This window comes from Burkholderia sp. BCC1996 (genome assembly GCF_905339955.1).
Taxonomy (GTDB): Bacteria; Pseudomonadota; Gammaproteobacteria; order Burkholderiales; family Burkholderiaceae; genus Burkholderia.
Map to the genome: position 1 here is coordinate 219,064 of NZ_CAJPHM010000004.1, position 26,984 is coordinate 246,047.

Sequence of the window (26,984 nt, forward strand, 5' to 3'; positions counted from 1 at the left end):
GAGAGGTGGGCGGGGCGGGCGCGACGGCGCTCAGACCGCGGCGGCCGGTTGCGCGAACACCGGGCGTGCCGGCGTGCCGGCGGACACGGTCAGCACCTCGTAACCCGTTTCGGTGACGAGCACCGTGTGCTCCCATTGCGCGGACAGGCTGCGATCGCGCGTCTTGACCGTCCACTGGTCGGGCATCGTGCGGATGTCGCGCTTGCCGGCGTTGATCATCGGCTCGATCGTGAAGATCATCCCGGCCTTCAGCTCGATGCCGGTGCCCGGGCGCCCGTAGTGGACGACCTGCGGATCCTCGTGGAACACCGTGCCGATGCCGTGGCCGCAGTATTCGCGCACGACGCTGTAGCCCTGCGCTTCGGCATGCTTCTGGATCGCGTAGCCGATGTCGCCGAGGTGCGCGCCGGGCTTGACCTGGTCGATGCCGAGCCACATGCACTCGTAGGTGGTCTGCACGAGGCGCTTCGCGAGGATCGAGCCTTCGCCGACGATGAACATCCGGCTGGTGTCGCCGAAGTAACCGTTCTTGATCACGGTGATGTCGATGTTCAGCGCGTCGCCGTTCTTGATCACCTTCTCGCCGGGAATGCCGTGGCAGATCACGTCGTTGACCGAGATGCAGGTGGCCTTCGGGTACGGCGGATAGCCGGGCGGCTGGTAGTTCAGCGGCGCGGGGATCGTGCCCTGCTCGTTGAGCATGAATTCGTGACAGAGCCGGTCGAGTTCGGCGGTCGTGATGCCCGCGACGACGTGCGGCGTGATGAAGTCGAGCACTTCGCTCGCGAGACGGCAGGCGACGCGCATCTCGGCGATGTCGTGTTCGTTTTTGAGCGTAATAGCCATCGAGGTATGCCTGGAATGCGGTGAATTGACGGATTATCGCACCTTATGGCGGGCCTCGCAGCCCCTGCCGGCGGTGCCGGTGCGGGTTTTCGCGGATTGTCCGGCCGGCTGCCGCGCGGCAAGCGAAAGTGGCGGGCGACTTGAGAGCCGACAAATCGGCGTGCTATACTCTTTGGCTAAGTCGACATCCAAATGCCGAACATGCCCCGATGTGGGGCGGTATCGCGACGGCATCAGGATGAAAGGCTTGCGGCACGGGCAGTTTCGCACGTGCCGAATCGCAAGCCGGCGCAACCAGGGTGCCGGCCGCGCGGAACGCGCGGCGGTACGGCAGCCGGCTTAAGACCCAACCCTCGTGGAGAATTTACATGGCAGTCACGATGCGCCAAATGCTGGAAGCGGGTGTCCACTTCGGTCACCAGACGCGCTTCTGGAACCCGAAGATGGCTCCGTTCATTTTCGGTCACCGCAACAAGATTCACATCATCAACCTCGAAAAGACGCTGCCGATGTTCACGGACGCACAGAAGTACGTGCGCCAGCTGGCAGCGAACCGCGGCACGATCCTGTTCGTCGGCACGAAGCGCCAGTCGCGTGACACGATCGCCCAGGAAGCGCAACGTGCGGGCATGCCGTACGTCAACGCACGCTGGCTCGGCGGCATGATGACCAACTTCAAGACGCTGAAGGTATCGATCAAGCGCCTGAAAGACATGGAAGCGGCAGTCGAGGCGGGCGAGCTCGAGAAGATGAGCAAGAAGGAAGCGCTGCTGTTCGAACGCGAAATCGCCAAGCTGCAGAAGTCGATCGGCGGCGTGAAGGACATGGGCGGCATTCCGGACGCAATCTTCGTCGTCGACGTCGGCTACCACAAGATCGCCGTCACGGAAGCGAACAAGCTGGGCGTGCCGGTCATCGCCGTGGTCGACACGAACCACTCGCCGGAAGGTGTGGACTACGTGATCCCGGGCAACGACGACTCGAGCAAGGCAGTCGCGCTGTACGCTGAAGGCGTGGCCGACGCGATCCTGGAAGGCCGTGCGAACGCGGTCAACGAAGTGGTCCAGGCAGCGCGTGGCGACGACGAGTACGTCGAGGAAAACGCGTAACTGGCCCCGAGCCGGCGCAAAAAGGGGGCTCTCAACAGGCCCCCTTTTTTTAAGCTTGTGCGCCGGACCTGATCGCGCCGAATCGGCGCGGGTCCGGAAACGATTTTCGGCCGTTCGCGTCCAAGCGGGCGGCGTTGTGAATACAGACTCAAGGAGCGAATGATGGCGGCAATTACCGCAAGCATGGTGGCAGAACTGCGCGCAAAGACCGACGCACCGATGATGGAGTGCAAGAAGGCGCTGACGGAAGCCGACGGCGACCTGGCCAAGGCTGAAGAGCTGCTGCGCGTCAAGCTCGGCAACAAGGCGAGCAAGGCGGCATCGCGCGTGACGGCAGAAGGCGTCGTCGCATCGTTCGTCGGCGGCAACGCGGGCGCGCTGGTCGAGCTGAACTGCGAAACCGACTTCGTCGCGAAGAACGACGACTTCCTCGCATTCTCGAAGACCGTCGCAGAACTCGTCGCGACGCAAAACCCGGCCGACGTGGCAGCGCTGTCGGCACTGTCGCTCGACGGTTCGACGGTCGACGCAGTCCGCCTGGCCCTGATCGGCAAGATCGGCGAGAACGTCTCGATCCGCCGTTTCGTCCGTTTCGAAACCGCGAACAAGATCGCAACGTACCTGCACGGCGCGCGTATCGGCGTGATCGTCGAGTACACGGGTGCGGAAGAGCAGGTCGGCAAGGACGTCGCGATGCACATCGCCGCGATGAAGCCGGTCGCCCTGTCGTCGGCCGACGTGCCGGCGGAACTGATCGAGACGGAACGCCGCGTCGCCGAGCAGAAGGCTGCCGAATCGGGCAAGCCGGCTGAAATCGTCGCGAAGATGGTCGACGGCAGCGTCCAGAAGTACCTGAAGGAAGTGTCGCTGCTGAACCAGACGTTCGTGAAGAACGACAAGCAGACGATCGAGCAGATGCTGAAGGCAGCGAATGCGACCGTGCAGAAGTTCGCGCTGTTCGTCGTCGGCGAAGGCATCGAGAAGCGCCAGGACGACTTCGCCGCCGAAGTGGCCGCGCAAGTCGCAGCAGCAAAGCAGCAGTAAGCAGTCAGGCAGTATCCGCGGCGGGCGTCCGCTCCGCCGCGGCCGGCGGCGCCGCCGGCCGGCCGGGAAACCCGGTCCGGTCGCCGGCGCTTGCCCGAATCAGTATTTCGCCCCTACAGTTCGTGGTTGTCATCCTCTCGTCGCTCGGAAGCCCCTATGTCCAATGCCTATAAACGCGTCCTCCTCAAACTCTCCGGCGAAGCGCTGATGGGCGACGATGCCTTCGGCATCAATCGCGCGACGATCGAACGGATGGTGGCAGATATCGCCGAAGTCGTGGGTCTCGGTACGCAACTCGCGGTCGTGATCGGCGGCGGTAACATTTTCCGCGGTGTCGCGGGCGGTGCGGCCGGCATGGACCGCGCGACGGCCGACTACATGGGGATGCTGGCGACGATGATGAACGCGCTGGCGCTGCAGGACGCGATGCGCCACGCCGGCATCGTCGCACGCGTGCAGTCCGCGCTGCGCATGGATCAGGTCGTCGAGCCGTACATCCGGCCGCGCGCGATCCGCCAGCTCGAGGAAGGCAAGGTCGTGATCTTCGCGGCCGGCACGGGCAACCCGTTCTTCACGACGGACACGGCCGCCGCGCTGCGCGGTTCGGAAGTGGGCGCCGAGGTCGTTTTGAAGGCGACCAAGGTCGATGGCGTATATTCTGCCGATCCGAAGAAGGATCCGTCGGCCACGCGCTACACGACGATCAGCTTCGACGAGGCGATCAGCCGCAATCTGCAGGTGATGGACGCGACGGCCTTCGCGCTGTGCCGCGACCAGAAGCTGCCGATCCGCGTGTTTTCGATCAACAAGCCGGGCGCGCTCAAGCGCATCGTGCTGGGCGAGGACGAAGGTACGCTCGTCCACGTGTAAACTCCCGCGGATGCGGGCAAGCGGCGCGGGTCGCCGGCCGTGGTGCGTGGCGCACCGGGCGCGGCCCGCGTTCATTGAAGGTTGGAAGGTTCGGAGGTTGAAATGAGTGTCGCTGATGTCAAGAAGGGCGTAGAGCAGAAGATGCAGCGCTCGATCGAAGCGTTCAAGAACGATCTGGCGAAGATCCGTACGGGCCGTGCGCATACCGGTCTGCTCGATCACGTGCAGGTCGACTACTACGGTTCGATGGTGCCGATCTCGCAGGTTGCGAACCTGACGCTCGTCGACGCACGCACGATCGGCGTGCAGCCGTGGGAAAAGAACATGGTCGCGAAGGTCGAGAAGGCCATCCGCGAAGCCGATCTGGGCCTGAACCCGGCCACGGCCGGCGACCTGATCCGCGTGCCGATGCCCGCGCTGACGGAAGAGCGCCGCCGCGAGCTGACCAAGGTGGTCAAGAGCGAAGGCGAAACGGCCAAGGTCGCGATCCGCAACCTGCGCCGCGACGCGAACGAAGCGCTCAAGAAGCTCGTGAAGGACAAGGAAATCTCGGAAGACGACGAGCGCCGTGCGAGCGACGACGTGCAGAAGCTGACCGACAAGCACGTCGCCGAAGTCGACAAGCTCGTGCAGAGCAAGGAAGCCGAGATCATGACGGTCTGACGACCGTCCTCGCGCGCCGCCTTCTTCCCGCAACTGTCTCAACGGCCATGACCTATACCAGCTCTACCGTTCGCGTGCCTGACGTCGGCGCCGTGCCGCGTCATATCGCGATCATCATGGACGGCAACGGCCGTTGGGCGACCGAACGCCGCTTGCCGCGCGTCGCGGGGCACACCCGCGGCGTCGACGCCGTGCGGTCGGTGGTCGAAGGCTGCGCGCGCGCCGGCGTCGAATACCTGACGCTGTTCGCGTTCAGTTCGGAAAACTGGCGCCGGCCGAACGACGAAGTGTCGTTCCTGATGCGGCTGTTCATCACCGCGCTCGAGCGCGAGATCGGCAAGCTGCATGCGAACGGGATCCGCCTGCGCGTCGTGGGCGATCTCGAGCGTTTCGAGCCGCGCATCCGCGAACTGATCCGCCGCGCTGAAACCAAGACGGCGCGCAACACCCGCCTGACCCTGACGATCGCCGCGAACTACGGCGGCCGCTGGGACATCCTGCAGGCGACGAAGAAACTCGTCGAGCAGGCCGTGCGCGAGGGCCGCGAGGTCGAGGTGACCGAAGACGCGTTCGCGCCGCACCTGGCGATGGCCTATGCGCCGGAGCCCGATCTCTTCATCCGCACCGGCGGCGAGCAGCGCGTCAGCAATTTCCTGCTGTGGCAGCTCGCGTACGCCGAATTCTATTTCACCGACAAATACTGGCCGGATTTCGATGGCGCGGCCCTGGCCGACGCGATCGCGTCGTATACCGAGCGCGAGCGCCGTTTCGGGCGCACCAGCGCGCAGCTCGAACCGCAATCGCAGAACGTCGATTCCCTTTCATGCTGAAGACCCGTGTGATCACGGCGGTCGTGATGCTGGCCGTGTTGCTGCCGGTGACGCTGTTCGCGCCGCTCGCAGCCTTCGGCGCGCTGATCGGCGTCGTGCTCGTGTTCGCCGCGTGGGAATGGGCGCGCCTGCTGAAGCTCGGCGCGGCCGGTTCGGTCGTCTATGCGATCGTCGCCGCGCTGGCGCTCGCGGCGACCGCGCCGCTCGGCGTCGAGGCCGCTTCGTCCCGTCCCCTTTTCATGGCAGCCGGCGTGTTCTGGCTACTGGTCGGCCCGTTCTCGCTGCGACGCAAGCCCGAACTCGCGGGCGGCGTGTGGCGGCCGTTTCTGCTCGCGGCCGGGCTCGTGGTGTTCGCGGCCTGCTGGCACGCGGTCGTCGCGGCGCGTGCGCAGGGCGTTCCGTTCGTGCTCTCGCTGCTGCTGGTCGTGTGGCTGGCCGATATCGGTGCATATTTCGCGGGCAAGGCCTTCGGAAAGCGTAAACTGGCCGTGACGATCAGCCCCGGGAAGAGCTGGGAAGGCGCGATCGGCGGCTGGCTCGCCGTGATGGTCGTCGCGGGAGCCGCGATGGCCGCGCACTGGTTCGAGCCGACCCTGTTTTCTGCATTCGCGACGCGCTACGGGATGCCCGGCGCGTGGGCCGCGCTGACGCTGCTGGTTGCGTACAGCGTGATCGGCGACCTGTTCGAGTCGCTGCTCAAGCGTCAGGCGGGCGTGAAGGATTCGAGCGGTCTGCTGCCCGGTCACGGCGGCGTGCTCGACCGCGTCGACGCGCTGCTGCCGGTGCTGCCGCTCGCAATGCTGCTGCTTGGTTAAACCACTATTTCTGTTATGCAAAAACGTCTGACACTGCTCGGTTCCACGGGCTCGATCGGAGACAGCACGCTCGACGTGGTCGCCCGCCATCCCGAGCGTTTCTCGGTCTATGCGTTGACCGCGCACCGCAATGGCGACAAGCTCGTCGAGCAGTGCCTGCGCTTCGCACCCGAAGTCGCGGTGGTCGGCGATGCGAACACGGCAGCGCACGTCGAGGCGAAGCTGCGCGCGGCGGGCAACAAGACCACGGTGCTGTACGGGCCGCAGGCGCTCGTCGACGTGTCGAACAGCGACGGCTGCGACACGGTCGTCGCGGCGATCGTCGGCGCGGCCGGCCTCGCGCCGAGCCTGGCGGCCGCGCGCGCCGGCAAGCGCATCCTGCTCGCGAACAAGGAATCGCTCGTGATGTCGGGCGCGATCTTCATGGACGCCGTGCGCGACCATGGCGCGATCCTGCTGCCGGTCGACAGCGAACACAACGCGATCTTCCAGTGCATGCCGCGCGACGCGAACGAGCACGGCGGGATCTCGAAGATCATCCTGACCGCGTCGGGCGGCCCGTTCCGCACGCGCGAGCCGGCCACGCTCGTCGACGTGACGCCGGACGAGGCCTGCAAGCATCCGAACTGGGTGATGGGCCGCAAGATTTCCGTCGATTCCGCGACGATGATGAACAAGGGCCTCGAAGTGATCGAGGCGCACTGGATCTTCGGCCTGCCGGGCGACCGGATCGACGTGCTGATCCACCCGCAGAGCGTGATCCATTCGCTCGTGTCGTACCGCGACGGCTCGGTGCTCGCGCAGCTCGGCAACCCCGACATGCGTACGCCGATCGCGCACGCGCTGGCGTTCCCGGAGCGCGTCGACGCCGGCGTCGAGCAGCTCGACCTCGCGCAGATCGCCCAGCTGTCGTTCGAGAAGCCCGACTACACGCGCTTCCCGTGCCTCGCGCTCGCGCTGAAGGCGCTCGAGGAGGGCGGCATCGCGAGCGCCGCGTTGAACGCGGCGAACGAAATCGCGGTCGAAGCGTTTCTCGAGCGCCGGATCGGCTTCATGGCGATCGCGGCGACGGTCGACGCGGTGCTCAACGCACTGCCGAACCGCAACCCGAACGGGCTCGACGACGTCCTTGCGGCGGATGCCGAGGCACGCCGCCTCGCCGCCGAGATCATTGCGAAAGCGCCTGCGCCACGCGTGGAGCGCACTGTCTGAATGAGGTGCTCATGAACGTGCTGGTCGAACTGATCGCGTTTGCGGTGGCGATCGGGGTGCTGGTCGTCGTGCATGAGTACGGACATTATCGTGTCGCGCGCTGGTGCGGCGTGAAGGTGCTGCGTTTCTCGATCGGCTTCGGCCAGCCCGTCGCGCGCTGGGTCAGCCGCAAGACGGGCACCGAATGGACGCTCTCCGCGCTGCCGCTCGGCGGCTACGTGAAGATGCTCGACGAGCGCGAGCCGGGGGCGGGCGTCAAACCCGAGGAGCTCGGCCAGGCGTTCAACCGGCAATCGGTGTTCAAGCGCATCGCGATCGTCGCCGCCGGCCCGATCGCGAACTTCCTGTTGGCAATCGTCCTGTTTTCCGCCGTATTCGCGACCGGCGTGACCGAGCCGGCCGCGGTGCTCGCGCCGCCGGCCGCCGGCACGGCGGCGGCCCGCGCGGGCTTCGACGGCAGCGAGACGATCGTATCGATCCGCGACGCGCAGGGCGGCGACGCCGTGCCGGTGCGCTCGTGGTCGGACCTGCGCTGGAAGCTGCTGGCCGCCGCGTTCGATCATCGCGAGGTCGTGCTCGGCGCGCGCGACGGCGGCGCGGCGACGTTCGACTTTCGCGTCGACCTGCGCAATGTTCCCGAAAGCGCGCTCGACGACGATTTCATGCTGCACCTGGGCTTCGAGACCGGCGGCGGCGCGCTGTCGGTGGCGTCGGTGCAGCCCGGCAGCGCGGCCGAGCAGGCAGGCCTGAAGGCCGGCGACAAGCTGCTCGCGCTCGACGGCAAGCCCATCGGCGGCGCCACGCGCTTCATCGACGCGGTGAAGCACCATGCGGGCCAAGCGGTCGAACTGCAGATCGAGCGCGGCGGTGCGTCCCGGACGGTGTCGATCGTGCCGCAGGCGCAGCGCGACGACGAAACGGGGCAGCAGGTCGGCCGCATCGGCGCGGCGCTGTCGATGCACACGCCGTCGGTCGACGTGCGCTACGGGCCGATCGAGAGTCTGCGCCTCGGCGCGCACCGCACGTGGGACATCGCTATTTACTCGCTGAGGATGTTCGGGCGGATGATCACGGGCGATGCGTCGCTGAAGAACCTGTCCGGCCCGGTGACGATCGCGGACTACGCGGGCAAGAGCGCGCGGCTCGGTCCGTCGGCCTTCCTGTCGTTCCTCGCCCTTGTCAGCATTAGCCTCGGGGTGCTGAACTTGCTGCCGATTCCCGTTTTGGACGGGGGGCATCTGTTATATTATCTGGTTGAAGCCGCGACCGGGAAAGCCGTATCGGAGCGCTGGCAGCTGATTCTGCAAAGAGCCGGGTTGATCTGCATCGTCGCGTTGTCGGCGATCGCGCTGTTCAACGACCTGGCTCGGTTAATCCATTTCTGAAGCGTCAGGCGGCGGCCAGTCGGCCGCCGCCTGATTTGATGCAGCTAAATATTGGGGATGCACGTTGTTCAAACCTCATCGCTTTGTACCTAAGACAGTTGCAGCGGCCGCGCTCGCCGCGCACGGCCTCGCGGCGCATGCAGCGGCACCGTTCGTGGTGCAAGACATCAAGATCGAGGGGTTGCAGCGCGTCGAAGCCGGTTCGGTGTTCGCCTACCTGCCGATCAAGCAGGGCGATACCTTCACCGACGACAAGGCATCCGAAGCAATCCGCGCGCTGTACGCGACGGGCTTCTTCAACGACGTGCGCATCGCCACCCAGGGCAACGTCGTGATCGTGCAGGTGCAGGAGCGTCCGGCCATCGCGTCGATCGACTTCACCGGCACGAAGGAATTCGACAAGGACAACCTGACGAAGGCGCTGCGCGCGGTGGGTCTGGCCGATGGCCGCTACTACGACAAGGCGCTCGTCGACAAGGCGGAGCAGGAGCTCAAGCGTCAGTACCTGACGCGCGGCTTCTATGCGGCCGAGGTCAAGACGACGATCACGCCGGTCGACGCGAACCGCGTGTCGATCCTGTTCGCGGTCGCCGAAGGCCCGAGCGCGAAGATCCGCCAGATCAACTTCATCGGCAACAAGGCGTTCAGCACCAGCACGCTGCGCGACGAAATGCAGCTGTCGACGCCGAACTGGTTCTCCTGGTACACGAAGAACGACCTGTACTCGAAGGAAAAGCTCACGGGCGACCTCGAGGCCGTGCGCTCGTACTACCTGAACCGCGGCTACCTCGAATTCAACATCGAATCGACCCAGGTGTCGATCTCGCCCGACAAGAAGGACATGTACCTGACGGTCACGCTGCACGAAGGCGAGCCGTACACGGTGTCGGGCATCAAGCTGTCGGGCAACCTGCTCGATCGCGAAGCCGAACTGAACAAGCTGATCAAGATCAAGCCGGGCGATCGCTTCTCGGCCGAAAAGCTGCAGCAAACGACGAAGTCGATCGTCGACAAGCTCGGTGAATACGGCTACGCATTCGCGACCGTCAACGCGCAGCCGGACATCGACCAGGCGAACCACAAGGTGAACCTGAACCTCGTCGTCGATCCGAGCCGCCGCGTGTACGTGCGCCGCATCAACGTGGTCGGCAACACGCGCACGCGCGACGAAGTCGTGCGCCGCGAAATGCGCCAGCTCGAAAGCTCGTGGTTCGATTCGAACCGCCTCGCGCTGTCGAAGGACCGCGTGAACCGTCTCGGCTACTTCACCAACGTCGACGTGACGACGGTGCCGGTCGAAGGCACGAACGACCAGGTCGACGTGAACGTGAAGGTCGACGAAAAGCCGACCGGCGCGATCACGCTGGGCGCGGGCTTCTCGTCGACGGACAAGGTGGTGCTGTCGGCCGGCGTGTCGCAGGACAACGTGTTCGGCTCGGGCACGAGCCTGTCGGTGAACGTCAACACCGCGAAGAGCTACCGCACGCTGACCGTCACGCAGGTCGACCCGTACTTCACGGTCGACGGCATCAAGCGGATCACCGACGTCTACTACCGCACGTACCAGCCGCTTTACTACTCGACGAGTTCGAGCTTCCGGATCATCAGCGCGGGCGGCAACCTGAAGTTCGGCATTCCGTTCTCGGAAGTCGACACCGTCTACTTCGGCGCGGGCTTCGAGCAGAACCGTCTCGACGTCGACTCGAACACGCCGCAGAGCTACCAGGATTACGTGAACGAGTTCGGCCGCGTGTCGAACACGGTGCCGCTGACGGTGGCATGGTCGCGCGACGCGCGTGACAGCGCGCTGATCCCGAGCCGCGGCTACTTCACGCAGGCGAACGTCGAATACGGCGTGCCGGTCGGCAAGATCCAGTACTACAAGGCCGACCTGCAGGCGCAGTACTACTATTCGTTCTCGCGCGGCTTCATCCTGGGCCTGAACCTGCAAGGCGGCTACGGTAACGGCATCGGCAACCCGTACCCGATCTTCAAGAACTACTACGCGGGCGGTATCGGCTCCGTGCGTGGCTACGAGCCGAGCTCGCTGGGCCCGCGCGACACGAAGACGAACGACCCGATCGGCGGTTCGAAGATGGTGGTCGGCAACATCGAGCTGACGTTCCCGCTGCCGGGCACCGGCTACGACCGCACGCTGCGCGTGTTCACGTTCCTCGACGGCGGTAACGTGTGGGGCAACGCGCCGGGCGGCACGAGTACCGGCGCGAACGGCCTGCGTTACGGCTACGGTGTGGGTCTCGCGTGGATCTCGCCGATCGGCCCGCTGAAGCTGAGCCTCGGCTTCCCGCTGCAGAAGCACGAAGGCGACCAGTACCAGAAATTCCAGTTCCAGATCGGGACGGCGTTCTGATCGAACGCATGACAACAGTAACGAGAGGGTAATTTTGCTAACCGGTAAGTTTTCGAAACGAGTGATGTGTGCGCTGACCGTTGCGCTGGCCTTGGGCGCGGCGACGGCGCATGCTCAGGACGTCGCCCGCATCGCGGCGGTCAATTCGGATCGGATCCTGCGCGAGTCGGCGCCCGCCAAGGCGGCGCAGACGAAGCTCGAAGCCGAGTTCGCGAAGCGCGACAAGGATCTGCAGGACCTCGCGGCGCGCCTGAAGTCGATGTCCGATTCGCTGGACAAGAACGGTGCGTCGCTGTCGGCGGCCGATCGCGCGCAGAAGCAGCGCGATCTCGCGCAGCTCGATACCGACTTCCAGCGCAAGCAGCGCGAGTTTCGCGAAGACCTGAACCAGCGCCGCAACGAGGAGCTCGCGGCCGTGCTGGAGCGTGCGAACAAGGTCATCAAGCAGATCGCCGAGCAGCAGAATTACGACCTGATCGTGCAGGAAGCCGTGTACGTCAGCCCGCGCATCGACATCACCGACAAGGTGCTCAAGGCGCTCGCGTCCGGCTCGACGAACTGAACGGAGCAGACGACGAATGGCATTGACGCTTGAGGCACTCGTAACGCGGTTCGGCGGCGAGATCGCCGGCGACGCCCAGTGCAAGGTGGGCGGCCTCGCGCCGCTCGACCAGGCAGGCCCTCAGCAACTCGCGTTTCTCGCGAACCCGAAGTACCTGTCGCAGGTCGAGACGACCCGCGCCGGCGCGGTGCTGATCGCGCCGAAGGATCTCGAAAAGCTGGGCGCGGCCGCTGACGGCCGCAATTTCATCGTGACGCCGAATCCGTACGCGTACTTCGCGCGCGTCGCGCAGATGTTCATCGATCTCGCCACGCCGCCGCGCGCGGCCGGCGTGCATCCGAGCGCGACGATCGATCCGGCCGCGCAGGTCGCCGCGACCGCGGTGATCGGCCCGCACGTGACGGTCGAGGCCGGCGCGGTGATCGAGGACGACGTGCAGCTCGACGCGAACGTGTTCGTCGGCCGCGGCACGACGATCGGCGCCGGCTCGCACCTGTATCCGAACGCGTCGGTGTACCACGGCTGCAAGATCGGCCCGCGCGCGATCATCCACGCGGGCGCCGTGATCGGCTCCGACGGGTTCGGCTTCGCGCCGGATTTCGTCGGCGACGGCGACGCGCGCACCGGCAGCTGGGTCAAGATCCCGCAGGTCGGCGGCGTGTCGATCGGCCCGGACGTCGAGATCGGCGCGAACACGACGATCGACCGCGGCGCGATGGCGGACACCGTCATCGAAGAATGCGTGAAGATCGACAACCAGGTCCAGATCGCGCACAACTGCCGGATCGGCGCCTACACGGTGATCGCCGGCAAGGCGGGCATCGCGGGCAGCACGACGATCGGTCGCCACTGCATGATCGGCGGCGCGGCGGGGATCGCCGGCCACGTGACGCTTGGCGACTATGTCATCATCACGGCGAATTCGGGCGTGTCGAAGTCGCTGCCGAAGGCCGGCATCTATACGAGCGCGTTCCCGGCCGTCGACCACGGCGAATGGAACCGGAGCGCCGCGCTCGTGCGCAACCTCGACAAGCTGCGCGACCGCATCAAGGCGCTCGAATCCGCGCTGGCCGCCCAGGGCGGCACGCACGCCTGACCGACACCATGCGAGACCACGAACCGGGCACGGCCAGCGCATCCGGCCCGGTTTGCCAGACTGGGCCGCACGGCGGCCCGCTTCAGCCTTTGCATCACCACCGCGCAGCCTCTGCGTGAGACGAACCATCATGAGCACTGAAAAAATCAATCTCGACATCCACAAGATCCTCACGCTGCTGCCGCATCGCTATCCGATTCTGCTCGTCGATCGCGTGCTCGAACTCGAGCCGCACAAGGGGATCAAAGCGCTGAAGAACGTGTCGATCAACGAGCCGTTCTTCCAGGGGCACTTCCCGAAGCGGCCGGTGATGCCGGGTGTGCTGATCCTCGAGGCGCTCGCTCAGGCGGCCGCGCTGCTGACGTTCTCGGAAGAGCAGCCGAAGGATCCGGAAAACACGCTGTACTACTTCGTCGGGATCGACGGCGCGCGCTTCAAGCGCGTGGTCGAACCGGGCGACCAGCTGATTCTGAACGTGACGTTCGAACGTTACATCCGCGGCATCTGGAAGTTCAAGGCAGTGGCGGAAGTGGACGGCAAGGTGGCGGCGGAAGCCGAACTGATGTGCACGGTCAAGACGGCCGACGCGGCGCCCTGAGCGACGCGGCACGCATGGGTAACGTAACGCGGGCAACGCGACACATCACATCGAGAGGCAACGGCGCATGACCAGGATTCATCCTACCGCGATCGTCGAACCGGGCGCACAGATCGACGAGTCCGTCGAGATCGGGCCGTACGCGATCGTCGGGCCGCACGTCACGATCGGCGCGCGTACGACGATCGGCTCGCACAGCGTGATCGAAGGTCACACGACGCTCGGCGAGGACAACCGCATCGGCCATTACGCGTCGGTGGGCGGCCGTCCGCAGGACATGAAGTACAAGGACGAGCCGACGAAGCTCGTGATCGGCAACCGCAACACGATCCGCGAATTCACGACGATCCACACCGGCACCGTGCAAGACGTCGGCGTGACGACGCTCGGCGACGACAACTGGATCATGGCCTATGTGCACATCGGCCATGACTGCCGCGTCGGCAACAACGTGATCCTGTCGAGCAACGCGCAGATGGCCGGTCACGTCGAGATCGGCGACTTCGCGATCGTCGGCGGGATGTCGGGCGTGCACCAGTTCGTGCGCATCGGCGCGCACTCGATGCTGGGCGGCGCCTCGGCGCTCGTGCAGGACGTGCCGCCGTTCGTGATCGCGGCCGGCAACAAGGCCGAGCCGCACGGCATCAACGTCGAAGGCCTGCGCCGGCGCGGTTTCTCGCCCGACGCGATCTCGGCGCTGCGCAGCGCGTACCGCCTGCTGTACAAGAACGGCCTGTCGCTCGAGGAAGCGAAGGTGCAGTTGCGCGAGCTGGCGGCCGCGGGCGGCGAAGGCGACGCAGCGGTCACCGCGCTCGTCGAGTTCATCGACGCGTCCCAACGCGGCATCATCCGCTAAGCGATGTCGCTCCCGACCAATCAGCTCCGGCTCGCGATGGTGGCCGGCGAGCCGTCGGGCGACCTGCTCGCGGCGTCGCTGCTCGGCGGGCTTCAGGCGCGGCTGCCCGCATCGACCCGCTACTACGGGATCGGCGGGCAGCGGATGCTCGCGCACGGCTTCGACTCGCACTGGCAGATGGACAAGCTGACGGTGCGCGGCTACGTCGAGGCGCTGGGCCAGATTCCCGAGATCCTGCGGATTCGCGGCGAGCTGAAGCGCCAGCTGCTCGCGGAGCGGCCCGACGCCTTCATCGGCGTCGACGCGCCCGATTTCAACTTCAGCGTGGAGCAGGCCGCGCGCGACGCGGGCATCCCGTCGATCCACTTCGTGTGCCCGTCGATCTGGGCGTGGCGCGGCGGCCGGATCAAGAAGATCGCGAAGTCCGTCGACCACATGCTGTGCCTGTTCCCGTTCGAACCGGCGATCCTCGACAAGGCAGGCGTCGCGTCGACGTATGTCGGCCACCCGCTGGCCGACGAGATTCCGCTCGAGCCCGACACGCACGGCGCGCGCATCGCGCTCGGCCTGCCGGCCGAAGGCCCCGTGATCGCGGTGCTGCCGGGCAGCCGGCGCTCGGAGATCGGGCTGATCGGCCCGACGTTCTTCGCCGCGATGGCGCTGATGCAGCAGCGCGAGCCCGGCGTGCGGTTCGTGATGCCGGCGGCGACGCCCGCGCTGCGCGAACTGCTGCAGCCGCTCGTCGACGCCCATCCGCAACTCGCGCTGACGATCACCGACGGCCGCTCGCAGGTCGCGATGACGGCCGCCGACGCGATCCTCGTGAAGAGCGGCACCGTCACGCTGGAAGCCGCGCTGCTGAAGAAGCCGATGGTGATCTCGTACAAGGTGCCCTGGCTGACCGGACAGATCATGCGCCGGCAGGGCTATCTGCCGTACGTCGGCTTGCCGAACATCCTGGCGGGGCGCTTCGTCGTGCCCGAGCTGCTGCAGCATTTCGCGACGCCCGAGGCGCTCGCCGATGCGACGCTCACGCAGCTGCGCGACGACGCGAACCGCCGCACGCTGACCGAAGTGTTTACCGAAATGCATCTCTCGCTGCGGCAGAACACGGCCGCGAAGGCGGCCGAAGCGGTCGTGCGCGTACTCGAGCAACGCAAGAGGCGCGTATGACGGCAGCCCGTGCACCACGCCGCCGCGCGTCGACCGACGTGCAGGGCGGCTTCGACTTCAGCCGGCCCGACGAGATCGTCTGCGGCGTCGACGAAGCGGGCCGCGGCCCGCTCGCGGGGCCGGTGGTCGCCGCCGCGGTGATCCTCGATCCCGCGCAGCCGATCGACGGGCTCGACGATTCGAAGGCGCTGTCCGCGAAAAAGCGCGACGCGCTGTACGACCTGATCGTCGCGCGCTCGCGCGCGTATTGCGTCGCGTCGGCCAGCGTCGACGAGATCGACACGCTCAACATCCTGCACGCGACGATGCTCGCGATGAAGCGGGCCGTCGAAGGCCTGTCGGTGCTGCCGACGCTCGCGCAGATCGACGGCAACCGCTGCCCGACGCTGATGGTGCGTGCCGAGGCGATCGTCAGCGGCGACGCGCTCGTACCGAGCATCTCGGCCGCGTCGATCCTCGCGAAGGTCGCGCGTGACCGCATGCTCGTCGAGCTGCACGAACGCTTCCCGGTGTACGGGTTCAACGTGCATGCGGGCTACGGCACCGAGAAACATCTCGCCGCGCTGCGCGAGCACGGCCCGTGCGAAGCGCATCGGCGCTCGTTCGCACCCGTGCGCGCGGCACTCGACCTGATTCGATGAAAAGCATTACTTCCCGCGACAACCCGCTGTACAAGCGCCTGAAGGCGCTTGCGGGTTCGACGTCCCAGCAGCGCCGCGGCGGCCAGGCGCTGCTCGAAGGTTTTCACCTCGCCAGCGCGTATCTCGATACGGGCGCGATACCCGAGCTGTGCGTCGCCACCGAAGGCGCGCTCGCGCACGACGAAGCGCAGGCGATCATCGCGCGCGTCGACGCGCAGCGGGTCGTCACGCTGCCCGATGCGCTGTTCGGACAACTGTCGAACGTGGTGAGCGGCGTCGGTTTCCTGCTGCTCGTCGAGCGTCCCGCGCAGCCGCTGCCGGAGCGTGTCACGCACACGTCGGTCGTGCTCGACGGCGTGCAGGACGCCGGCAACGTCGGCTCGATCCTGCGCAGCGCGGCCGCGGCCGGTGTGCGGCACGTGTTCTGCGCGCCGGGCACCGCCTATGCGTGGTCGTCGAAGGTGCTGCGCTCGGGAATGGGCGCGCACTTCCTGCTGTCGATCCACGAGGATGTCGAGGCCGGCGCGCTCGCCGAACGCCTCGACGTGCCGGTCGCGCTGACCGATTCGCACGGCGCGCAGGCGATCTACGACTGCGACCTGGCCGGGCCCGTCGCATGGGTATTCGGCAACGAGGGCGCCGGCGTGTCGGCGTTCTGGCGCGACGTGGCCACGCATCGCGTGACGATCCCGCAGCCGGGCGGCATGGAGTCGCTGAATGTGGCGGCAGCGGCGGCGGTGTGCCTGTTCGAGCAGGTGCGGCAGCAGCGGCTCGCATGACATGATGACGTGACGCGCGGCGTTGCCCGCGCGGTATCCCGCACCACGAAAAAAGGCCGCGTTCGACGCGGCCTTGTTGCTTCTGGCGACGGCGGCCCGGCGGCCGCCCGTGCGCCGGTCGTCAGTACGACTGCCGGTCGAGGCGGATCTCCTGCAGGATCGTCGTCGCGATCTCCTCGATGGACTTGTGCGTCGACGACAGCCACTTGATCCCTTCGCGGCGCATCATCGCCTCGGCCTCGTTGATCTCGTAGCGGCAATTCTCGGGCGCCGCGTACTTGCTGCCGGGGCGGCGCTCGTTGCGGATCTCCGACAGGCGCTGCGGATCGATCGACAGCCCGAACAGCTTGTCGCGATGCGGCGACAGCGCCGACGGCAGCTTGCCGCGCTCGAAGTCTTCCGGAATCAGCGGATAGTTGGCGGCCTTCACGCCGTACTGCATCGCGAGATACAGGCTCGTCGGCGTCTTGCCGCTGCGCGACACGCCGACCAGGATCACGTCGGCTTCCGACAGGTTGCGGTTCGACTGGCCGTCGTCGTGCGCGAGCGAGAAGTTGATCGCCTCGATCCGCGTCTTGTATTCCTCGGTGTCGGCGTTCTGGTGGCCGCGGCCCATCGCGTGGCTCGACTTCAGCTCCAGTTCCTGCTCGAGCGGCTCGACGAAGCGCTGGAACATGTCCAGCACGAGCGCGTTCGAGCGCTTGACGATGTCGTTCGACTCGCTGTCGACGAGCGTCGTGAACACGATCGCGCGGCGGCCGTCGTGCACCGCGGCTTCGTTGATCTTCTCGACGGTCGAAAAAGCCTTGTCGAGCGAGTCGACGAACGGCACGCGCACGAGGCGGAATTTCTGGTCGAACTGGGAGAGGATCGAGTGCGCGAAGGTTTCGGCAGTGATCCCGGTGCCGTCGGAGACGATGAAAACGGTAGGCAGCATGAATCTGGGCGTCGAGCGTGAAGGGCGGTTGCGCGGGCCGCTGGAGGTCCGCCTCCAGGCACAGTGACAAGGTCGCGCCACATCCGGCAGCCGGCACGGTAGAATAGCGGCAACCTGTTGGATAAGCAATTGCGGGGGCGGGGTGCGAACGGCACGCCAGACTTGCCGCGAACGTTCCAGAACTCCCGGCAAGTTCGGCGATTCGTCTGAATATATCGCCCTTCTGCCGGGATTTTTGCAAATCGGGTCGGAAGATTTTCCGCCGCGATTGTTTCTCCAACAGGTTGCGCAAGACGCGCCGCGCCTTTTTGCAAGCGCCCGCGTCCGAGCCCACTTGCGCAATCGAGCATTTTTTTCACACTTAGGGGCTTGTATGACTAACGCAGCAAACGTCGCAAAGGACCAGGCGTATGTAATCCCGTTCGAGCAGTTGCGGATGACCGATGTGGAGATCGTGGGCGGCAAGAATGCGTCGCTCGGCGAGATGATCAGCCAGCTTTCCGAAGCAGGCGTTCGCGTACCCACCGGTTTCGCCACGACCGCGCTCGCATTCCGCGATTTCCTCAAGCACAACGATCTGACCGATCGCATCGCCAAGCGTCTCGAGTCGCTCGACATCGACGACGTGAAGGCGCTCGCCGAAGCCGGTGCCGAAATCCGCAAGTGGATCGTCGACGCGCCGCTGCAGGCACGTCTCGAGGAGGAAATCCGCGCACAGTTCGAAATCCTGAAGAACGGCTCGCCGGGCGAGCTGTCGTTCGCCGTGCGTTCGTCCGCGACCGCGGAAGACCTGCCCGACGCGTCGTTCGCCGGCCAGCAGGAGTCGTACCTGAACGTCGTCGGCATCGACGACGTGCTCGACCGCATGAAGCACGTGTTCGCGTCGCTGTACAACGACCGCGCGATCTCGTACCGCGTCCACAAGGGCTTCACGCACGCTGAAGTCGCGCTGTCGGCCGGTGTGCAGCGCATGGTCCGCTCGGACGTCGGCGCGGCCGGCGTGATGTTCACGATCGACACCGAATCGGGCTTCAAGGACGCCGTGTTCATCACGTCGAGCTACGGCCTGGGCGAAACCGTCGTGCAGGGCGCCGTGAACCCGGACGAGTTCTACGTGTTCAAGACGACGCTCGCACAGGACAAGTACCCGATCATCCGCCGCTCGATCGGCTCGAAGCTGATCAAGATGGAATTCACGCAGCCGGGCGAGCCGGGCCGCGTGAAGACGGTCGACGTGCCGCACGAGCAGCGCAACCGCTACTCGATCACCGACGAAGACGTGATCGAGCTCGCGAAGTACGCGGTCATCATCGAGAAGCACTACCAGCGTCCGATGGACATCGAGTGGGGCAAGGACGGCCGCGACGGCAAGATCTTCATCCTGCAGGCGCGTCCGGAAACGGTGAAGAGCCAGGCGAGCGGCAAGGCCGAACAGCGCTTCAAGCTGAAGGGCCAGTCGCAGGTGCTGGCAACGGGCCGCGCGATCGGCCAGAAGATCGGCGCGGGCCCCGTGCGCGTGATCCAGGACCCGTCGGAAATGGAACGCGTGCAGCCGGGCGACGTGCTGGTGGCGGACATGACCGACCCGAACTGGGAGCCGGTGATGAAGCGTGCGGCGGCGATCGTCACGAACCGTGGCGGCCGCACCTGCCACGCGGCGATCATCGCGCGTGAGCTCGGCGTGCCGGCAGTCGTCGGCTGCGGCGACGCGACCGACATCCTGAAGGACGGCGCGCTCGTCACGGTGTCGTGCGCGGAAGGCGACGAAGGCAAGATCTACGACGGGCTGCTCGAGACGGAAGTCACGGAAGTGCAGCGCGGCGAACTGCCGGAAATCCCGGTCAAGATCATGATGAACGTCGGCAATCCGCAGCTCGCGTTCGACTTCTCGCAACTGCCGAACGGTGGTGTTGGCCTCGCGCGTCTCGAGTTCATCATCAACAACAACATCGGCGTGCACCCGAAGGCGATCCTCGAGTACCCGAACATCGACCAGGACCTGAAGAAGGCGGTCGAGAGCGTCGCGCGCGGTCACGCGTCGCCGCGCCAGTTCTACGTCGACAAGCTGACGGAAGGCGTCGCGACGATCGCCGCGGCGTTCTATCCGAAGCCCGTGATCGTGCGCCTGTCCGACTTCAAGTCGAACGAGTACAAGAAGCTGATCGGCGGTTCGCGCTACGAGCCGGACGAGGAAAACCCGATGCTGGGCTTCCGCGGCGCGTCGCGCTACATCGCCGAAGACTTCGCGCAGGCGTTCGAGATGGAATGCCGTGCACTGAAGCGCGTGCGCGACGAGATGGGCCTGACCAACGTCGAGATCATGGTGCCGTTCGTGCGTACCGTGAAGCAGGCGGAGCGTGTCGTCGGCCTGCTCGAGAAGTTCGGCCTGAAGCGCGGCGAGAACGGCCTGCGCCTCGTGATGATGTGCGAAGTCCCGACCAACGCGATCCTCGCCGAAGAGTTCCTCGAGCACTTCGACGGTTTCTCGATCGGTTCGAACGACCTTACGCAGCTCACGCTCGGCCTCGACCGTGACTCGGGCATGGAACTGCTGGCCGTCGACTTCGACGAACGCGACCCGGCCGTCAAGTTCCTGCTCAAGCGCGCGATCGATACCTGCCGCAAGATGGGCAAGTACGTCGGTATCTGCGGCCAGGGCCCGTCCGATCACCCGGACTTCGCGCAATGGCTGACCGACGAAGGCATCGTGTCGATCTCGCTGAACCCGGACACGATCATCGATACGTGGCAGGCGCTCGCCAACCGGAAGTAACGGTCGGTAACGCTTATTCGGCGCAAGCGCGGTACGCCGCGCTTGTGTTGAAGGCAAAATGCAAGGTTCGTGTTATAAACACCCCGGTAAGCGCCGGGGTGTTTTTTTTCGTCGGTACGCGCCGCGTTGCGTCATGCGTGTCGACCGCGACCCACGGGCGGGCGCGCAGCGAATATAGTGAGCAGCGGGGACGTTTTTCGGGAGACCACAATGATGTCGGGGCATCTGTTCTGGTGGGTCGGAGTCGGCGTGCTGGTCGTCGCCGAATTGCTGACCGGCACGTTCTATCTGCTGATGATCGCGCTCGGCTTTCTCGCGGGCGCGCTGCTGCAGCTCGCCGGTTTCGCGCCGCACGTGCAGTTCGGTGCGGCCGCCGTGGTCGCGATCGTCGCGATGATCGTGCTGCGCCGCTCGGGGCTCGGGCGCAAGCAGAAGCGCGACACGTCGACGAATCCGGACGTCAATCTCGATATCGGCGCGACCGTCACGGTCGACGCGTGGCACGACCGCCGCGCGCGCGTGCAGTATCGCGGCGCCGACTGGGACGTCGAACTCGCGGCCGGCGAGCGCGACGATGCACGCGTGTATCAGGTGCGTGCCGTGCGCGGCAACAGTCTCGTCGTCATCGCGAAACCCGCGGGCTGATCGTCCACTGATACAACAAGGAGGGAATATTTCATGGATTCGCTGATCATCTGGGTCGTCCTGCTCGTCATCGCCATCGTGATCGTGTCGAAGACGGTGAAGATCGTGCCGCAGCAGCATGCGTGGGTGCTCGAACGCTTCGGGCGCTATCACGCGACGCTGTCGCCCGGTCTCAATATCGTGCTGCCGTTCGTCGACCGGATCGCCTACCGGCACGTGCTGAAGGAAATCCCGCTCGACGTGCCGAGCCAGGTCTGCATCACGCGCGACAACACGCAGCTGCAGGTCGACGGCGTGCTGTACTTCCAGGTGACCGATCCGATGAAGGCGTCGTACGGGTCGAGCAACTTCGTGCTCGCGATCACGCAGCTCGCGCAGACGACGCTGCGCTCGGTGGTCGGCAAGCTCGAACTCGACAAGACCTTCGAGGAGCGCGACTTCATCAACCACAACATCGTGTCGGCGCTCGACCAGGCCGCTGCGAATTGGGGCGTGAAGGTGCTGCGCTACGAGATTAAGGACCTGACGCCGCCGAAGGAGATCCTCCATGCGATGCAGGCGCAGATCACCGCCGAGCGGGAAAAGCGCGCGCTGATCGCTGCTTCCGAAGGCCGCAAGCAGGAGCAGATCAACCTCGCGTCGGGCGCGCGCGAAGCGGCGATCCAGAAGTCGGAAGGCGAGCGGCAGGCCGCGATCAACCAGGCCCAGGGCGAGGCGGCCGCGATTCTCGCGGTGGCCGAGGCGAACGCGCAGGCCATCCAGAAGATCGCGAACGCGATCCAGTCGCAGGGCGGGATGGATGCGGTGAACCTGAAGGTCGCGGAGCAGTACGTCGGCGCGTTCTCGAACCTCGCGAAACAGGGCAACACGCTGATCGTGCCGGCGAACTTGTCGGATCTCGGCACCGCGATCGCGTCGGCGCTGACGATCGTCAAGAACGCGGCACCGGCGGCGAGCGGGCGGGGCTGAGCGGCAAGCGCGGGTTACGCGTGCCGGCGGTCGCCGCGAGCGTCGCCGGGTGCGCGCCGCTCGTGCGCCCGTCGTGCGCCCGGTATGTGCCGGTCATGTGCTCGTTATGCGCCCGGCATGCTGCGAATCGTCGCGTGACCTCGGGCGCGATCGCGCCCGCATGTCAGCAGCGCAGGCTGCGCAGCGGTTCGTCCCGGAACGCGAGCGGCGGTCCGGCCGCCGCTCATGCGCTTCGCATCGCACACAGCAACACGGCCCGCTTCGAGCGGGCCGTGTCGTTTGCGAGGCTGGCTTTCCCGAGCGTCAGGTGCCGGCGCGCATGATGCGCGCCTTTTCGCGTTCCCAGTCGCGCTTCTTCTCGGTTTCGCGCTTGTCGTGCAGCTTCTTGCCCTTCGCGAGCGCGATGTCGCATTTCACGCGACCGCCCTTGTAGTGGAAGTTCAGCGGCACGAGCGTGTAGCCACGCTGCTCGACCTTGCCGATCAGTTTCTTGATTTCGTCACGGTGCAGCAGCAGCTTGCGCGTGCGGACCGGATCGGGCTTGATGTGCGTCGAGGCTTCGGGCAGCGGGCTGATGTGGGTACCGATCAGGAAGATCTCGGCGTTCTTCACCACGACGTAGCCTTCCTTGATCTGGCCGCGCCCGGCGCGCAGCGCCTTGACTTCCCAGCCCTCGAGCACGAGCCCCGCCTCGTAGCGTTCCTCGATGTGATAATCGAAGTGCGCTTTCCTGTTGTCGATGATGCTCATGAAAGGATCGGGCCAACTCGTTTAAAATCACGATTTTAGCAAAGCAGGGCGGGAATCGCCCGGCTTGCGTTCTCACCTCGAGCGATGCCGCGCGATTTATGGCAGATGTCCAGAAAACCGTATTGATCCGTCATTCGGCGGAACAGATGTTCGACCTCGTCACCGACGTGGCCGATTACCCCAATTTCCTGCCCTGGTGCGGCGGCGTCGAGATTCGCCGTCAGGACGACAGCGGGATGGAAGCGCGCATCGACATCAACTTCAAGGGCATCAAGCAGCATTTCGCGACGCGCAACACGCAGCAGCGCCCGACGCGGATCGACATGGAGTTCGCTGACGGCCCGTTCCGGAAGTTCACGGGCTCGTGGCGCTTCATCCCGCTGCGCGCCGATGCGTGCAAGATCGAATTCGCGCTGCACTACGAGTTCTCGAGCATCCTGCTCGAGAAGATCATCGGGCCGGTGTTCAGCCATATCGCGAACACGTTCGTCGATTCGTTCGTCAAGCGCGCCGACCAGCGCTACGGGAAGGGGTGACGCGATGCTGTCGATCGAAGTCTGCTACGCGCTGCCGGATCGCCAGACGCTGATTCCGGTGTCGCTGCCCGAAGGCGCGACCGTGCGCGCGGCGATCGACGCGAGCGGCGTGCTCGCGCTGCACCCGGAAATCGACCTCGCGCACACGAAAACCGGCATATTCGGCAAGCTCGCGCCGCTCGACGCGCCACTCGCCGACCACGACCGCGTCGAGATCTACCGCCCGTTGATCGTCGATCCGAAGCTCGCGCGTCAGCGGCGCGTCGACAAGACCCGCCGCGAGGGCTCCGTCGAGGGCCGCAAGTGGATGCACAAGGACGCGCGCTGACGCGTCGCGTCGGCGTCGCTGCATCTTCTCCGTTCCGATTCGTCAGACCAGGCGCGGCGGCGCTCAGTGCGCCGTGACGTTCGCGTTCACGGCCGCGTTGCCGGGCGTGTTGCCGCCCGCATGCGTGTCGTTGTGCCGGCGCACCGACCCGTAGACGCCCGCCAGCAGCAGGGCGAGCGCCACGATCTCGAGTATGCGCGGCATCCGCTGATCGTAGACGAACGCATAGAGCATCGCGAACACGGTTTCGAACACGATCAGCTGGCCGGACAGCGTGAGCGGCAGCCGCTTCGACGCCGCGTTCCACAGTCCGTTGCCGAGCCACGACGCGCCGATCGCAAGCACGAGGTTCAGCAGCCAGAACAGGTGCCAGCGCGATGCCGGAACGGCGGCCTGCACCGTGCCGGCCGGCAGCGCGAGGATCGCGAGCCAGCAGAGGCCGCCGATCAGCCCCGTCACGACACCCCACAGCACCGACCACTCGTTGCCGCCGAAATGAGGGTGGCGCTGCAGGTAGCGCGTGTTCGCGACCGCGTACCAGGTCCAGCTCGCGAGTGCGCCGCTTGCGCACGCGATGCCCGCGAGCTTCTGGCCGAGCGTCGTCGCCTGCGCAGCTTCCGACGTGAAGAGGTCGACGTTGATGCAGACGATGCCGGCGATCACCAGCGCGAGCGGGGCGGCGAGGCGCCGCAGCGGCATCGCGCCGTGGTCGCCGAGGCCCGCCAGCGTGACGGTCACGGGCAGCACGCCGACGATCAGGGAGCTGGGTGCGATGCCGATCAGGTGCACGGCACCGGACAGCAGCATGTAGTACGCAACGTTGCCGATCAGCGCGAGCTTCGCGAGCGCGACGAGATCCTCGCGGGTCAGCCGGGCGAGCAGCGAGCGGGCGGCCGGCAGGGCCGCCGCCAGCGACACGAGGCCGTACATCGCATAGCGGCCCGCGCTCAGCAGCAGCGGAGAGAAGTCGGTCATGAGCCGCGGCACGAGAAAGACCATGCCCCACAACGCGCCCGCGAGGACGCCATACACCACACCGCGCTGCATCGACTGCTCCGAACGAAAGACTGACGAGCGCGCATCTTAACGACGGCGGCGCGACCGCGTCTTGTTCATTCCTGCACTCGGGAGCGGGGTGGAGCAGGGATCGGCTGCAAGCGCCGCCGCGATCCGGTCCTGCTTACCGGAGGCTACGGCGGGTCGCGTTGCCCTTCGACGATCAACCGATCAGCGCTCGACCGGCTCGGCCGCCGCCGCACCGTCGCCCGCCGCGCGTGCCCGCGCGGGGCGGCGCACGGCGCGCAGCTTGCCGCTGTTGCCGCCGCCGCAGTAGAAGAGGTCGCGGCCGTCGGACTCCAGCCCCGACACGCCGACGCCGGGCGGCATGTCGACCTGTTCGAGCACTTGCCCGTTGCGCGGGTCGATCCGCCGCAACGCGCTCTCGTCCGCTTCCCACGTGCCGTGCCACAGCTCGCCGTCGACCCACGTCACGCCGGTGACGAAGCGGTTCGATTCGATCGTGCGCAGCACGGCGCCCGATTGCGGATCCACCTGGTGAATCTTGCGTTCGCGGTACTGGCCGACCCACAGCGTGCCTTCCGCCCAGGCCAGCCCCGAATCGGCGCCGCCGCCGGGCGCGGGGATCGTCGCGAGCACGCGGCCGGAGTCGGGATCGATCTTCTCGATACGGTCCTCGACGATCTGGAACAGGTGGCGCCCGTCGAACGCGGTGCCTGCGTGCGCGGCGACGTCGAGTGCGCGCACGGTCGTGCCGCGTTCCGGGTCGAGCGCGTTCAGCTTGTCGCCGGACGCGAACCACACGTGCCGCCCGTCGAACGTGACGCCGTGTACGCCGTCGACGCCCGGAAACGGGCCGTATTCGCGGAGGATGTCTGCGGGGGAGCGTTTCATGTTTGTCACCTCGTCGTTGGTATCCCCATCCTAGTCGCCCGGCAGCGGCGCGGGGAGTAACAAGGTCGTCGCGAATCCGGGCAGCGGCGGCGTCATCCAGCGGCGCGCGCGACCGCGGCCGACCGCCTGCACCTTGTCCGCTTCGGCGAGCGCATCGAGCGCGCGCTGCACGGTGCGCTGGTTCACGCCGAGTGCGAGCGCCAGCGCGGAGCTCGACCACGCCTCGCCGTCCGCGAGCAGCGCGAGCACGGCCGCGTGGCGGTCGTCGACCGGACGTGCGAGCACGACGGCCTCGTGCGGGCCGAGTGGTTCGAGCGCGAAGCCGCTCGGCGTCGCAGTGATGTTCGCGAGCGGCCGCAGCACCACGCGCAAGCGGCCGATCTCGACGCGCAGGCGGGCGCGATGCGATTCGTCCGCGTGTCTCGCGCGAAACGCCGCGGCGACGAGCGTGTTTCTCGACACGTCGCCGGGCCACGCCTCGCCCAGTGCGCGGGCGAGCACGAACAGCACCGGGCGGCGTGCGAGCGACACGGTCGTGCGCGCGTCGCGCACCGCGTGGCGGCATGCATCGACGACGAGCGCGTTCGATGCCAGCAGCGCCTCGACCTCGTCGAGCAGCACGAGCCGCGACGCACCGCGCGCGATGAGTCGCGCGGCCGGCGTATCGAGCATGCGGGCAGCCGTGTCGACTTCGGCCGTCAGCGCGGCGATGCCGGCATCCTGTGCGGCCGCGCGCGCACGGGCGAGCGCCAGGCGCGCCGCGTGCGGGCGGATGCGGCGCATCGCGATGCCGGCCGCGATCAGTTCGTGAGCCGCGCGCGATGCGGCGGGCAGCGGTGCGGGATCGAGGCTCGCGAGCCGCTGTTCGGCATCCCCGACGTGCCCGATCAGCAGCAGCCGGCGCACGCCGAGATAGCGCGCATGCGCGGCGTTGGTGCGGTCGCCGTGTGCGTCGAGCGTCGCGCAGGCGGCGTCGAGGGCGCGCGACGGCCAGCCGAGGTCGCGCGACGCCAGCGCGATCTCGGCCTCCGCGACGACACAGCGCGCCCGCGCGACGGCTTCCTTCACGCCGAATGCGCGGGCCGCGCTGCGCACGAGCGCGCGTGCGCGCTCGAAATCACCGAGCTGGGCCATCGCGATGCCGCGCAACGCGAGCGCCGGTGCGTCGTCGCGCAACGCGACGCGGTTCAGCGCGCCGAGCGGGTCGCCCGCCGCGAGCGCCCGCGCGGCGGCCGTGATCAGCGAATCCATTCGAATCCCGACACAGTTGTCACTCCCTCCGGTT

The 26,984-nt window shown here is 66.6% G+C and carries 27 protein-coding genes; 21 read left to right on the forward strand and 6 right to left on the reverse strand.

Annotated features, from left to right (window positions below; all coding sequences use genetic code 11):
• Positions 1 to 30: 30 nt before the first annotated feature.
• On the reverse strand, positions 31 to 846 hold the full coding sequence (gene map, locus U4Z64_RS07190) for a type I methionyl aminopeptidase (RefSeq protein WP_021159103.1): 816 nt from the start codon (positions 844 to 846) through the stop codon (positions 31 to 33).
• Positions 847 to 1,214: 368 nt separating this feature from the next.
• On the opposite strand from map, the gene rpsB reads away from it, so the two are divergent.
• The 16 genes from rpsB (at position 1,215) to U4Z64_RS07270 (ending at position 16,850) form a co-directional block, all read left to right on the forward strand.
• Complete coding sequence (rpsB, locus tag U4Z64_RS07195; protein WP_006483818.1) at positions 1,215 to 1,955, forward strand: 30S ribosomal protein S2; 741 nt, start codon at positions 1,215 to 1,217, stop codon at positions 1,953 to 1,955.
• A gap of 162 nt (positions 1,956 to 2,117) precedes the next feature.
• Positions 2,118 to 2,999, forward strand: coding sequence for a translation elongation factor Ts (tsf, locus tag U4Z64_RS07200; RefSeq protein WP_321809228.1), 882 nt, complete (start codon positions 2,118 to 2,120; stop codon positions 2,997 to 2,999).
• A gap of 156 nt (positions 3,000 to 3,155) precedes the next feature.
• Positions 3,156 to 3,869 carry a UMP kinase gene (gene pyrH / locus U4Z64_RS07205; protein WP_011885142.1) on the forward strand — a complete coding sequence of 238 codons (714 nt, stop codon included), beginning with the start codon at positions 3,156 to 3,158 and terminating at the stop codon, positions 3,867 to 3,869.
• Positions 3,870 to 3,971: 102 nt separating this feature from the next.
• The gene (frr, locus tag U4Z64_RS07210) at positions 3,972 to 4,532 is read left to right on the forward strand and encodes a ribosome recycling factor (protein WP_006752152.1); all 561 of its coding nucleotides are present in this window, start codon (positions 3,972 to 3,974) and stop codon (positions 4,530 to 4,532) included.
• Positions 4,533 to 4,579: 47 nt separating this feature from the next.
• Positions 4,580 to 5,362, forward strand: a complete 783-nt coding sequence (uppS, locus tag U4Z64_RS07215; protein ID WP_321819547.1) for a polyprenyl diphosphate synthase — start codon at positions 4,580 to 4,582, stop codon at positions 5,360 to 5,362.
• Complete coding sequence (locus tag U4Z64_RS07220; protein WP_124486187.1) at positions 5,356 to 6,177, forward strand: phosphatidate cytidylyltransferase; 822 nt, start codon at positions 5,356 to 5,358, stop codon at positions 6,175 to 6,177. The genes uppS and U4Z64_RS07220 overlap by 7 nt, the downstream gene beginning before the upstream one ends.
• A 15-nt stretch (positions 6,178 to 6,192) precedes the next feature.
• Entirely contained in the window at positions 6,193 to 7,389 is a 1,197-nt protein-coding gene (locus tag U4Z64_RS07225) for a 1-deoxy-D-xylulose-5-phosphate reductoisomerase (protein WP_044843772.1), read from the forward strand.
• Positions 7,390 to 7,400: 11 nt separating this feature from the next.
• A complete protein-coding gene (gene rseP, locus U4Z64_RS07230; RefSeq protein WP_321819548.1) occupies positions 7,401 to 8,774 on the forward strand; it encodes an RIP metalloprotease RseP in 1,374 nt (457 codons plus the stop codon).
• Between the two features lie 64 nt (positions 8,775 to 8,838).
• Entirely contained in the window at positions 8,839 to 11,145 is a 2,307-nt protein-coding gene (gene bamA / locus U4Z64_RS07235; RefSeq protein WP_044843770.1) for an outer membrane protein assembly factor BamA, read from the forward strand.
• A 64-nt stretch (positions 11,146 to 11,209) separates the two neighbouring features.
• Positions 11,210 to 11,707, forward strand: a complete 498-nt coding sequence (locus U4Z64_RS07240; protein ID WP_040144479.1) for an OmpH family outer membrane protein — start codon at positions 11,210 to 11,212, stop codon at positions 11,705 to 11,707.
• A gap of 16 nt (positions 11,708 to 11,723) precedes the next feature.
• Complete coding sequence (gene lpxD, locus U4Z64_RS07245; RefSeq protein WP_321819549.1) at positions 11,724 to 12,803, forward strand: UDP-3-O-(3-hydroxymyristoyl)glucosamine N-acyltransferase; 1,080 nt, start codon at positions 11,724 to 11,726, stop codon at positions 12,801 to 12,803.
• Positions 12,804 to 12,933: 130 nt separating this feature from the next.
• Complete coding sequence (gene fabZ / locus U4Z64_RS07250; protein ID WP_006402657.1) at positions 12,934 to 13,401, forward strand: 3-hydroxyacyl-ACP dehydratase FabZ; 468 nt, start codon at positions 12,934 to 12,936, stop codon at positions 13,399 to 13,401.
• A gap of 67 nt (positions 13,402 to 13,468) precedes the next feature.
• Complete coding sequence (gene lpxA / locus U4Z64_RS07255) at positions 13,469 to 14,257, forward strand: acyl-ACP--UDP-N-acetylglucosamine O-acyltransferase (protein WP_044843768.1); 789 nt, start codon at positions 13,469 to 13,471, stop codon at positions 14,255 to 14,257.
• A gap of 3 nt (positions 14,258 to 14,260) precedes the next feature.
• Positions 14,261 to 15,430 (forward strand): lipid-A-disaccharide synthase, encoded by a 1,170-nt coding sequence (lpxB, locus tag U4Z64_RS07260; protein ID WP_321819550.1) that lies wholly within the window; start codon positions 14,261 to 14,263, stop codon positions 15,428 to 15,430.
• Entirely contained in the window at positions 15,427 to 16,071 is a 645-nt protein-coding gene (rnhB, locus tag U4Z64_RS07265) for a ribonuclease HII (RefSeq protein ID WP_044843766.1), read from the forward strand. Before lpxB ends, rnhB begins: the two co-directional genes overlap by 4 nt.
• Positions 16,068 to 16,850 (forward strand): TrmH family RNA methyltransferase, encoded by a 783-nt coding sequence (locus tag U4Z64_RS07270; protein ID WP_044843765.1) that lies wholly within the window; start codon positions 16,068 to 16,070, stop codon positions 16,848 to 16,850. Before rnhB ends, U4Z64_RS07270 begins: the two co-directional genes overlap by 4 nt.
• 121 nt (positions 16,851 to 16,971) lie before the next feature.
• Here the strand turns inward: U4Z64_RS07270 and U4Z64_RS07275 are convergent, their stop codons facing one another.
• Positions 16,972 to 17,787 carry a pyruvate, water dikinase regulatory protein gene (locus U4Z64_RS07275; protein ID WP_044843764.1) on the reverse strand — a complete coding sequence of 272 codons (816 nt, stop codon included), beginning with the start codon at positions 17,785 to 17,787 and terminating at the stop codon, positions 16,972 to 16,974.
• A 373-nt stretch (positions 17,788 to 18,160) separates the two neighbouring features.
• Here U4Z64_RS07275 and ppsA point away from each other — a divergent pair, with 373 nt between their 5' ends.
• From ppsA to U4Z64_RS07290, 3 genes are all read left to right on the forward strand, one after another.
• Positions 18,161 to 20,560, forward strand: coding sequence for a phosphoenolpyruvate synthase (ppsA, locus tag U4Z64_RS07280; RefSeq protein ID WP_044843763.1), 2,400 nt, complete (start codon positions 18,161 to 18,163; stop codon positions 20,558 to 20,560).
• Positions 20,561 to 20,770: 210 nt separating this feature from the next.
• Complete coding sequence (locus U4Z64_RS07285) at positions 20,771 to 21,205, forward strand: NfeD family protein (RefSeq protein ID WP_044843762.1); 435 nt, start codon at positions 20,771 to 20,773, stop codon at positions 21,203 to 21,205.
• A gap of 33 nt (positions 21,206 to 21,238) precedes the next feature.
• Positions 21,239 to 22,174, forward strand: coding sequence for an SPFH domain-containing protein (locus U4Z64_RS07290; protein WP_044843761.1), 936 nt, complete (start codon positions 21,239 to 21,241; stop codon positions 22,172 to 22,174).
• A 303-nt stretch (positions 22,175 to 22,477) separates the two neighbouring features.
• On the opposite strand, the gene smpB is transcribed toward U4Z64_RS07290, so the two are convergent.
• Complete coding sequence (smpB, locus tag U4Z64_RS07295; RefSeq protein ID WP_050012888.1) at positions 22,478 to 22,924, reverse strand: SsrA-binding protein SmpB; 447 nt, start codon at positions 22,922 to 22,924, stop codon at positions 22,478 to 22,480.
• A gap of 98 nt (positions 22,925 to 23,022) precedes the next feature.
• On the opposite strand from smpB, the gene U4Z64_RS07300 reads away from it, so the two are divergent.
• The gene (locus U4Z64_RS07300; RefSeq protein WP_044843759.1) at positions 23,023 to 23,460 is read left to right on the forward strand and encodes a type II toxin-antitoxin system RatA family toxin; all 438 of its coding nucleotides are present in this window, start codon (positions 23,023 to 23,025) and stop codon (positions 23,458 to 23,460) included.
• Positions 23,461 to 23,464: 4 nt separating this feature from the next.
• Entirely contained in the window at positions 23,465 to 23,788 is a 324-nt protein-coding gene (locus U4Z64_RS07305) for an RnfH family protein (RefSeq protein ID WP_124520012.1), read from the forward strand.
• 63 nt (positions 23,789 to 23,851) lie between these two features.
• Here U4Z64_RS07305 and U4Z64_RS07310 read toward each other — a convergent pair whose 3' ends face one another.
• The 3 genes from U4Z64_RS07310 to U4Z64_RS07320 all read right to left on the reverse strand — a co-directional run bounded on the left by U4Z64_RS07310 (position 23,852) and on the right by U4Z64_RS07320 (position 26,950).
• Positions 23,852 to 24,835: a DMT family transporter gene (locus U4Z64_RS07310; RefSeq protein WP_321819551.1), complete on the reverse strand. Its 984-nt coding sequence runs from the start codon at positions 24,833 to 24,835 to the stop codon at positions 23,852 to 23,854.
• Between the two features lie 180 nt (positions 24,836 to 25,015).
• Positions 25,016 to 25,699 (reverse strand): glutamine cyclotransferase, encoded by a 684-nt coding sequence (locus U4Z64_RS07315; RefSeq protein ID WP_321819552.1) that lies wholly within the window; start codon positions 25,697 to 25,699, stop codon positions 25,016 to 25,018.
• A gap of 30 nt (positions 25,700 to 25,729) precedes the next feature.
• Positions 25,730 to 26,950 (reverse strand): helix-turn-helix domain-containing protein, encoded by a 1,221-nt coding sequence (locus U4Z64_RS07320; protein ID WP_321819553.1) that lies wholly within the window; start codon positions 26,948 to 26,950, stop codon positions 25,730 to 25,732.
• Positions 26,951 to 26,984 lie beyond the last annotated feature (34 nt).

What these genes read in the sequence shown, in the direction of transcription:
- U4Z64_RS07320 (WP_321819553.1), bottom strand. Translation starts at nt 26,950, where the DNA reads ATGGATTCGCTGATCACGGCCGCCGCGCGGGCGCTCGCGGCGGGCGAC.
- U4Z64_RS07240 (WP_040144479.1), top strand. Translation starts at nt 11,210, where the DNA reads ATGTGTGCGCTGACCGTTGCGCTGGCCTTGGGCGCGGCGACGGCGCAT.
- frr (WP_006752152.1), top strand. Translation starts at nt 3,972, where the DNA reads ATGAGTGTCGCTGATGTCAAGAAGGGCGTAGAGCAGAAGATGCAGCGC.
- U4Z64_RS07270 (WP_044843765.1), top strand. Translation starts at nt 16,068, where the DNA reads ATGAAAAGCATTACTTCCCGCGACAACCCGCTGTACAAGCGCCTGAAG.
- ppsA (WP_044843763.1), top strand. Translation starts at nt 18,161, where the DNA reads ATGACTAACGCAGCAAACGTCGCAAAGGACCAGGCGTATGTAATCCCG.
- pyrH (WP_011885142.1), top strand. Translation starts at nt 3,156, where the DNA reads ATGTCCAATGCCTATAAACGCGTCCTCCTCAAACTCTCCGGCGAAGCG.
- U4Z64_RS07220 (WP_124486187.1), top strand. Translation starts at nt 5,356, where the DNA reads ATGCTGAAGACCCGTGTGATCACGGCGGTCGTGATGCTGGCCGTGTTG.
- U4Z64_RS07275 (WP_044843764.1), bottom strand. Translation starts at nt 17,787, where the DNA reads ATGCTGCCTACCGTTTTCATCGTCTCCGACGGCACCGGGATCACTGCC.
- smpB (WP_050012888.1), bottom strand. Translation starts at nt 22,924, where the DNA reads ATGAGCATCATCGACAACAGGAAAGCGCACTTCGATTATCACATCGAG.
- U4Z64_RS07225 (WP_044843772.1), top strand. Translation starts at nt 6,193, where the DNA reads ATGCAAAAACGTCTGACACTGCTCGGTTCCACGGGCTCGATCGGAGAC.
- lpxD (WP_321819549.1), top strand. Translation starts at nt 11,724, where the DNA reads ATGGCATTGACGCTTGAGGCACTCGTAACGCGGTTCGGCGGCGAGATC.
- fabZ (WP_006402657.1), top strand. Translation starts at nt 12,934, where the DNA reads ATGAGCACTGAAAAAATCAATCTCGACATCCACAAGATCCTCACGCTG.
- map (WP_021159103.1), bottom strand. Translation starts at nt 846, where the DNA reads ATGGCTATTACGCTCAAAAACGAACACGACATCGCCGAGATGCGCGTC.
- rpsB (WP_006483818.1), top strand. Translation starts at nt 1,215, where the DNA reads ATGGCAGTCACGATGCGCCAAATGCTGGAAGCGGGTGTCCACTTCGGT.
- lpxB (WP_321819550.1), top strand. Translation starts at nt 14,261, where the DNA reads ATGTCGCTCCCGACCAATCAGCTCCGGCTCGCGATGGTGGCCGGCGAG.
- rnhB (WP_044843766.1), top strand. Translation starts at nt 15,427, where the DNA reads ATGACGGCAGCCCGTGCACCACGCCGCCGCGCGTCGACCGACGTGCAG.
- U4Z64_RS07300 (WP_044843759.1), top strand. Translation starts at nt 23,023, where the DNA reads ATGGCAGATGTCCAGAAAACCGTATTGATCCGTCATTCGGCGGAACAG.
- U4Z64_RS07310 (WP_321819551.1), bottom strand. Translation starts at nt 24,835, where the DNA reads ATGCAGCGCGGTGTGGTGTATGGCGTCCTCGCGGGCGCGTTGTGGGGC.
- U4Z64_RS07290 (WP_044843761.1), top strand. Translation starts at nt 21,239, where the DNA reads ATGGATTCGCTGATCATCTGGGTCGTCCTGCTCGTCATCGCCATCGTG.
- uppS (WP_321819547.1), top strand. Translation starts at nt 4,580, where the DNA reads ATGACCTATACCAGCTCTACCGTTCGCGTGCCTGACGTCGGCGCCGTG.
- U4Z64_RS07315 (WP_321819552.1), bottom strand. Translation starts at nt 25,699, where the DNA reads ATGAAACGCTCCCCCGCAGACATCCTCCGCGAATACGGCCCGTTTCCG.
- rseP (WP_321819548.1), top strand. Translation starts at nt 7,401, where the DNA reads ATGAACGTGCTGGTCGAACTGATCGCGTTTGCGGTGGCGATCGGGGTG.
- U4Z64_RS07305 (WP_124520012.1), top strand. Translation starts at nt 23,465, where the DNA reads ATGCTGTCGATCGAAGTCTGCTACGCGCTGCCGGATCGCCAGACGCTG.
- tsf (WP_321809228.1), top strand. Translation starts at nt 2,118, where the DNA reads ATGGCGGCAATTACCGCAAGCATGGTGGCAGAACTGCGCGCAAAGACC.
- lpxA (WP_044843768.1), top strand. Translation starts at nt 13,469, where the DNA reads ATGACCAGGATTCATCCTACCGCGATCGTCGAACCGGGCGCACAGATC.
- U4Z64_RS07285 (WP_044843762.1), top strand. Translation starts at nt 20,771, where the DNA reads ATGATGTCGGGGCATCTGTTCTGGTGGGTCGGAGTCGGCGTGCTGGTC.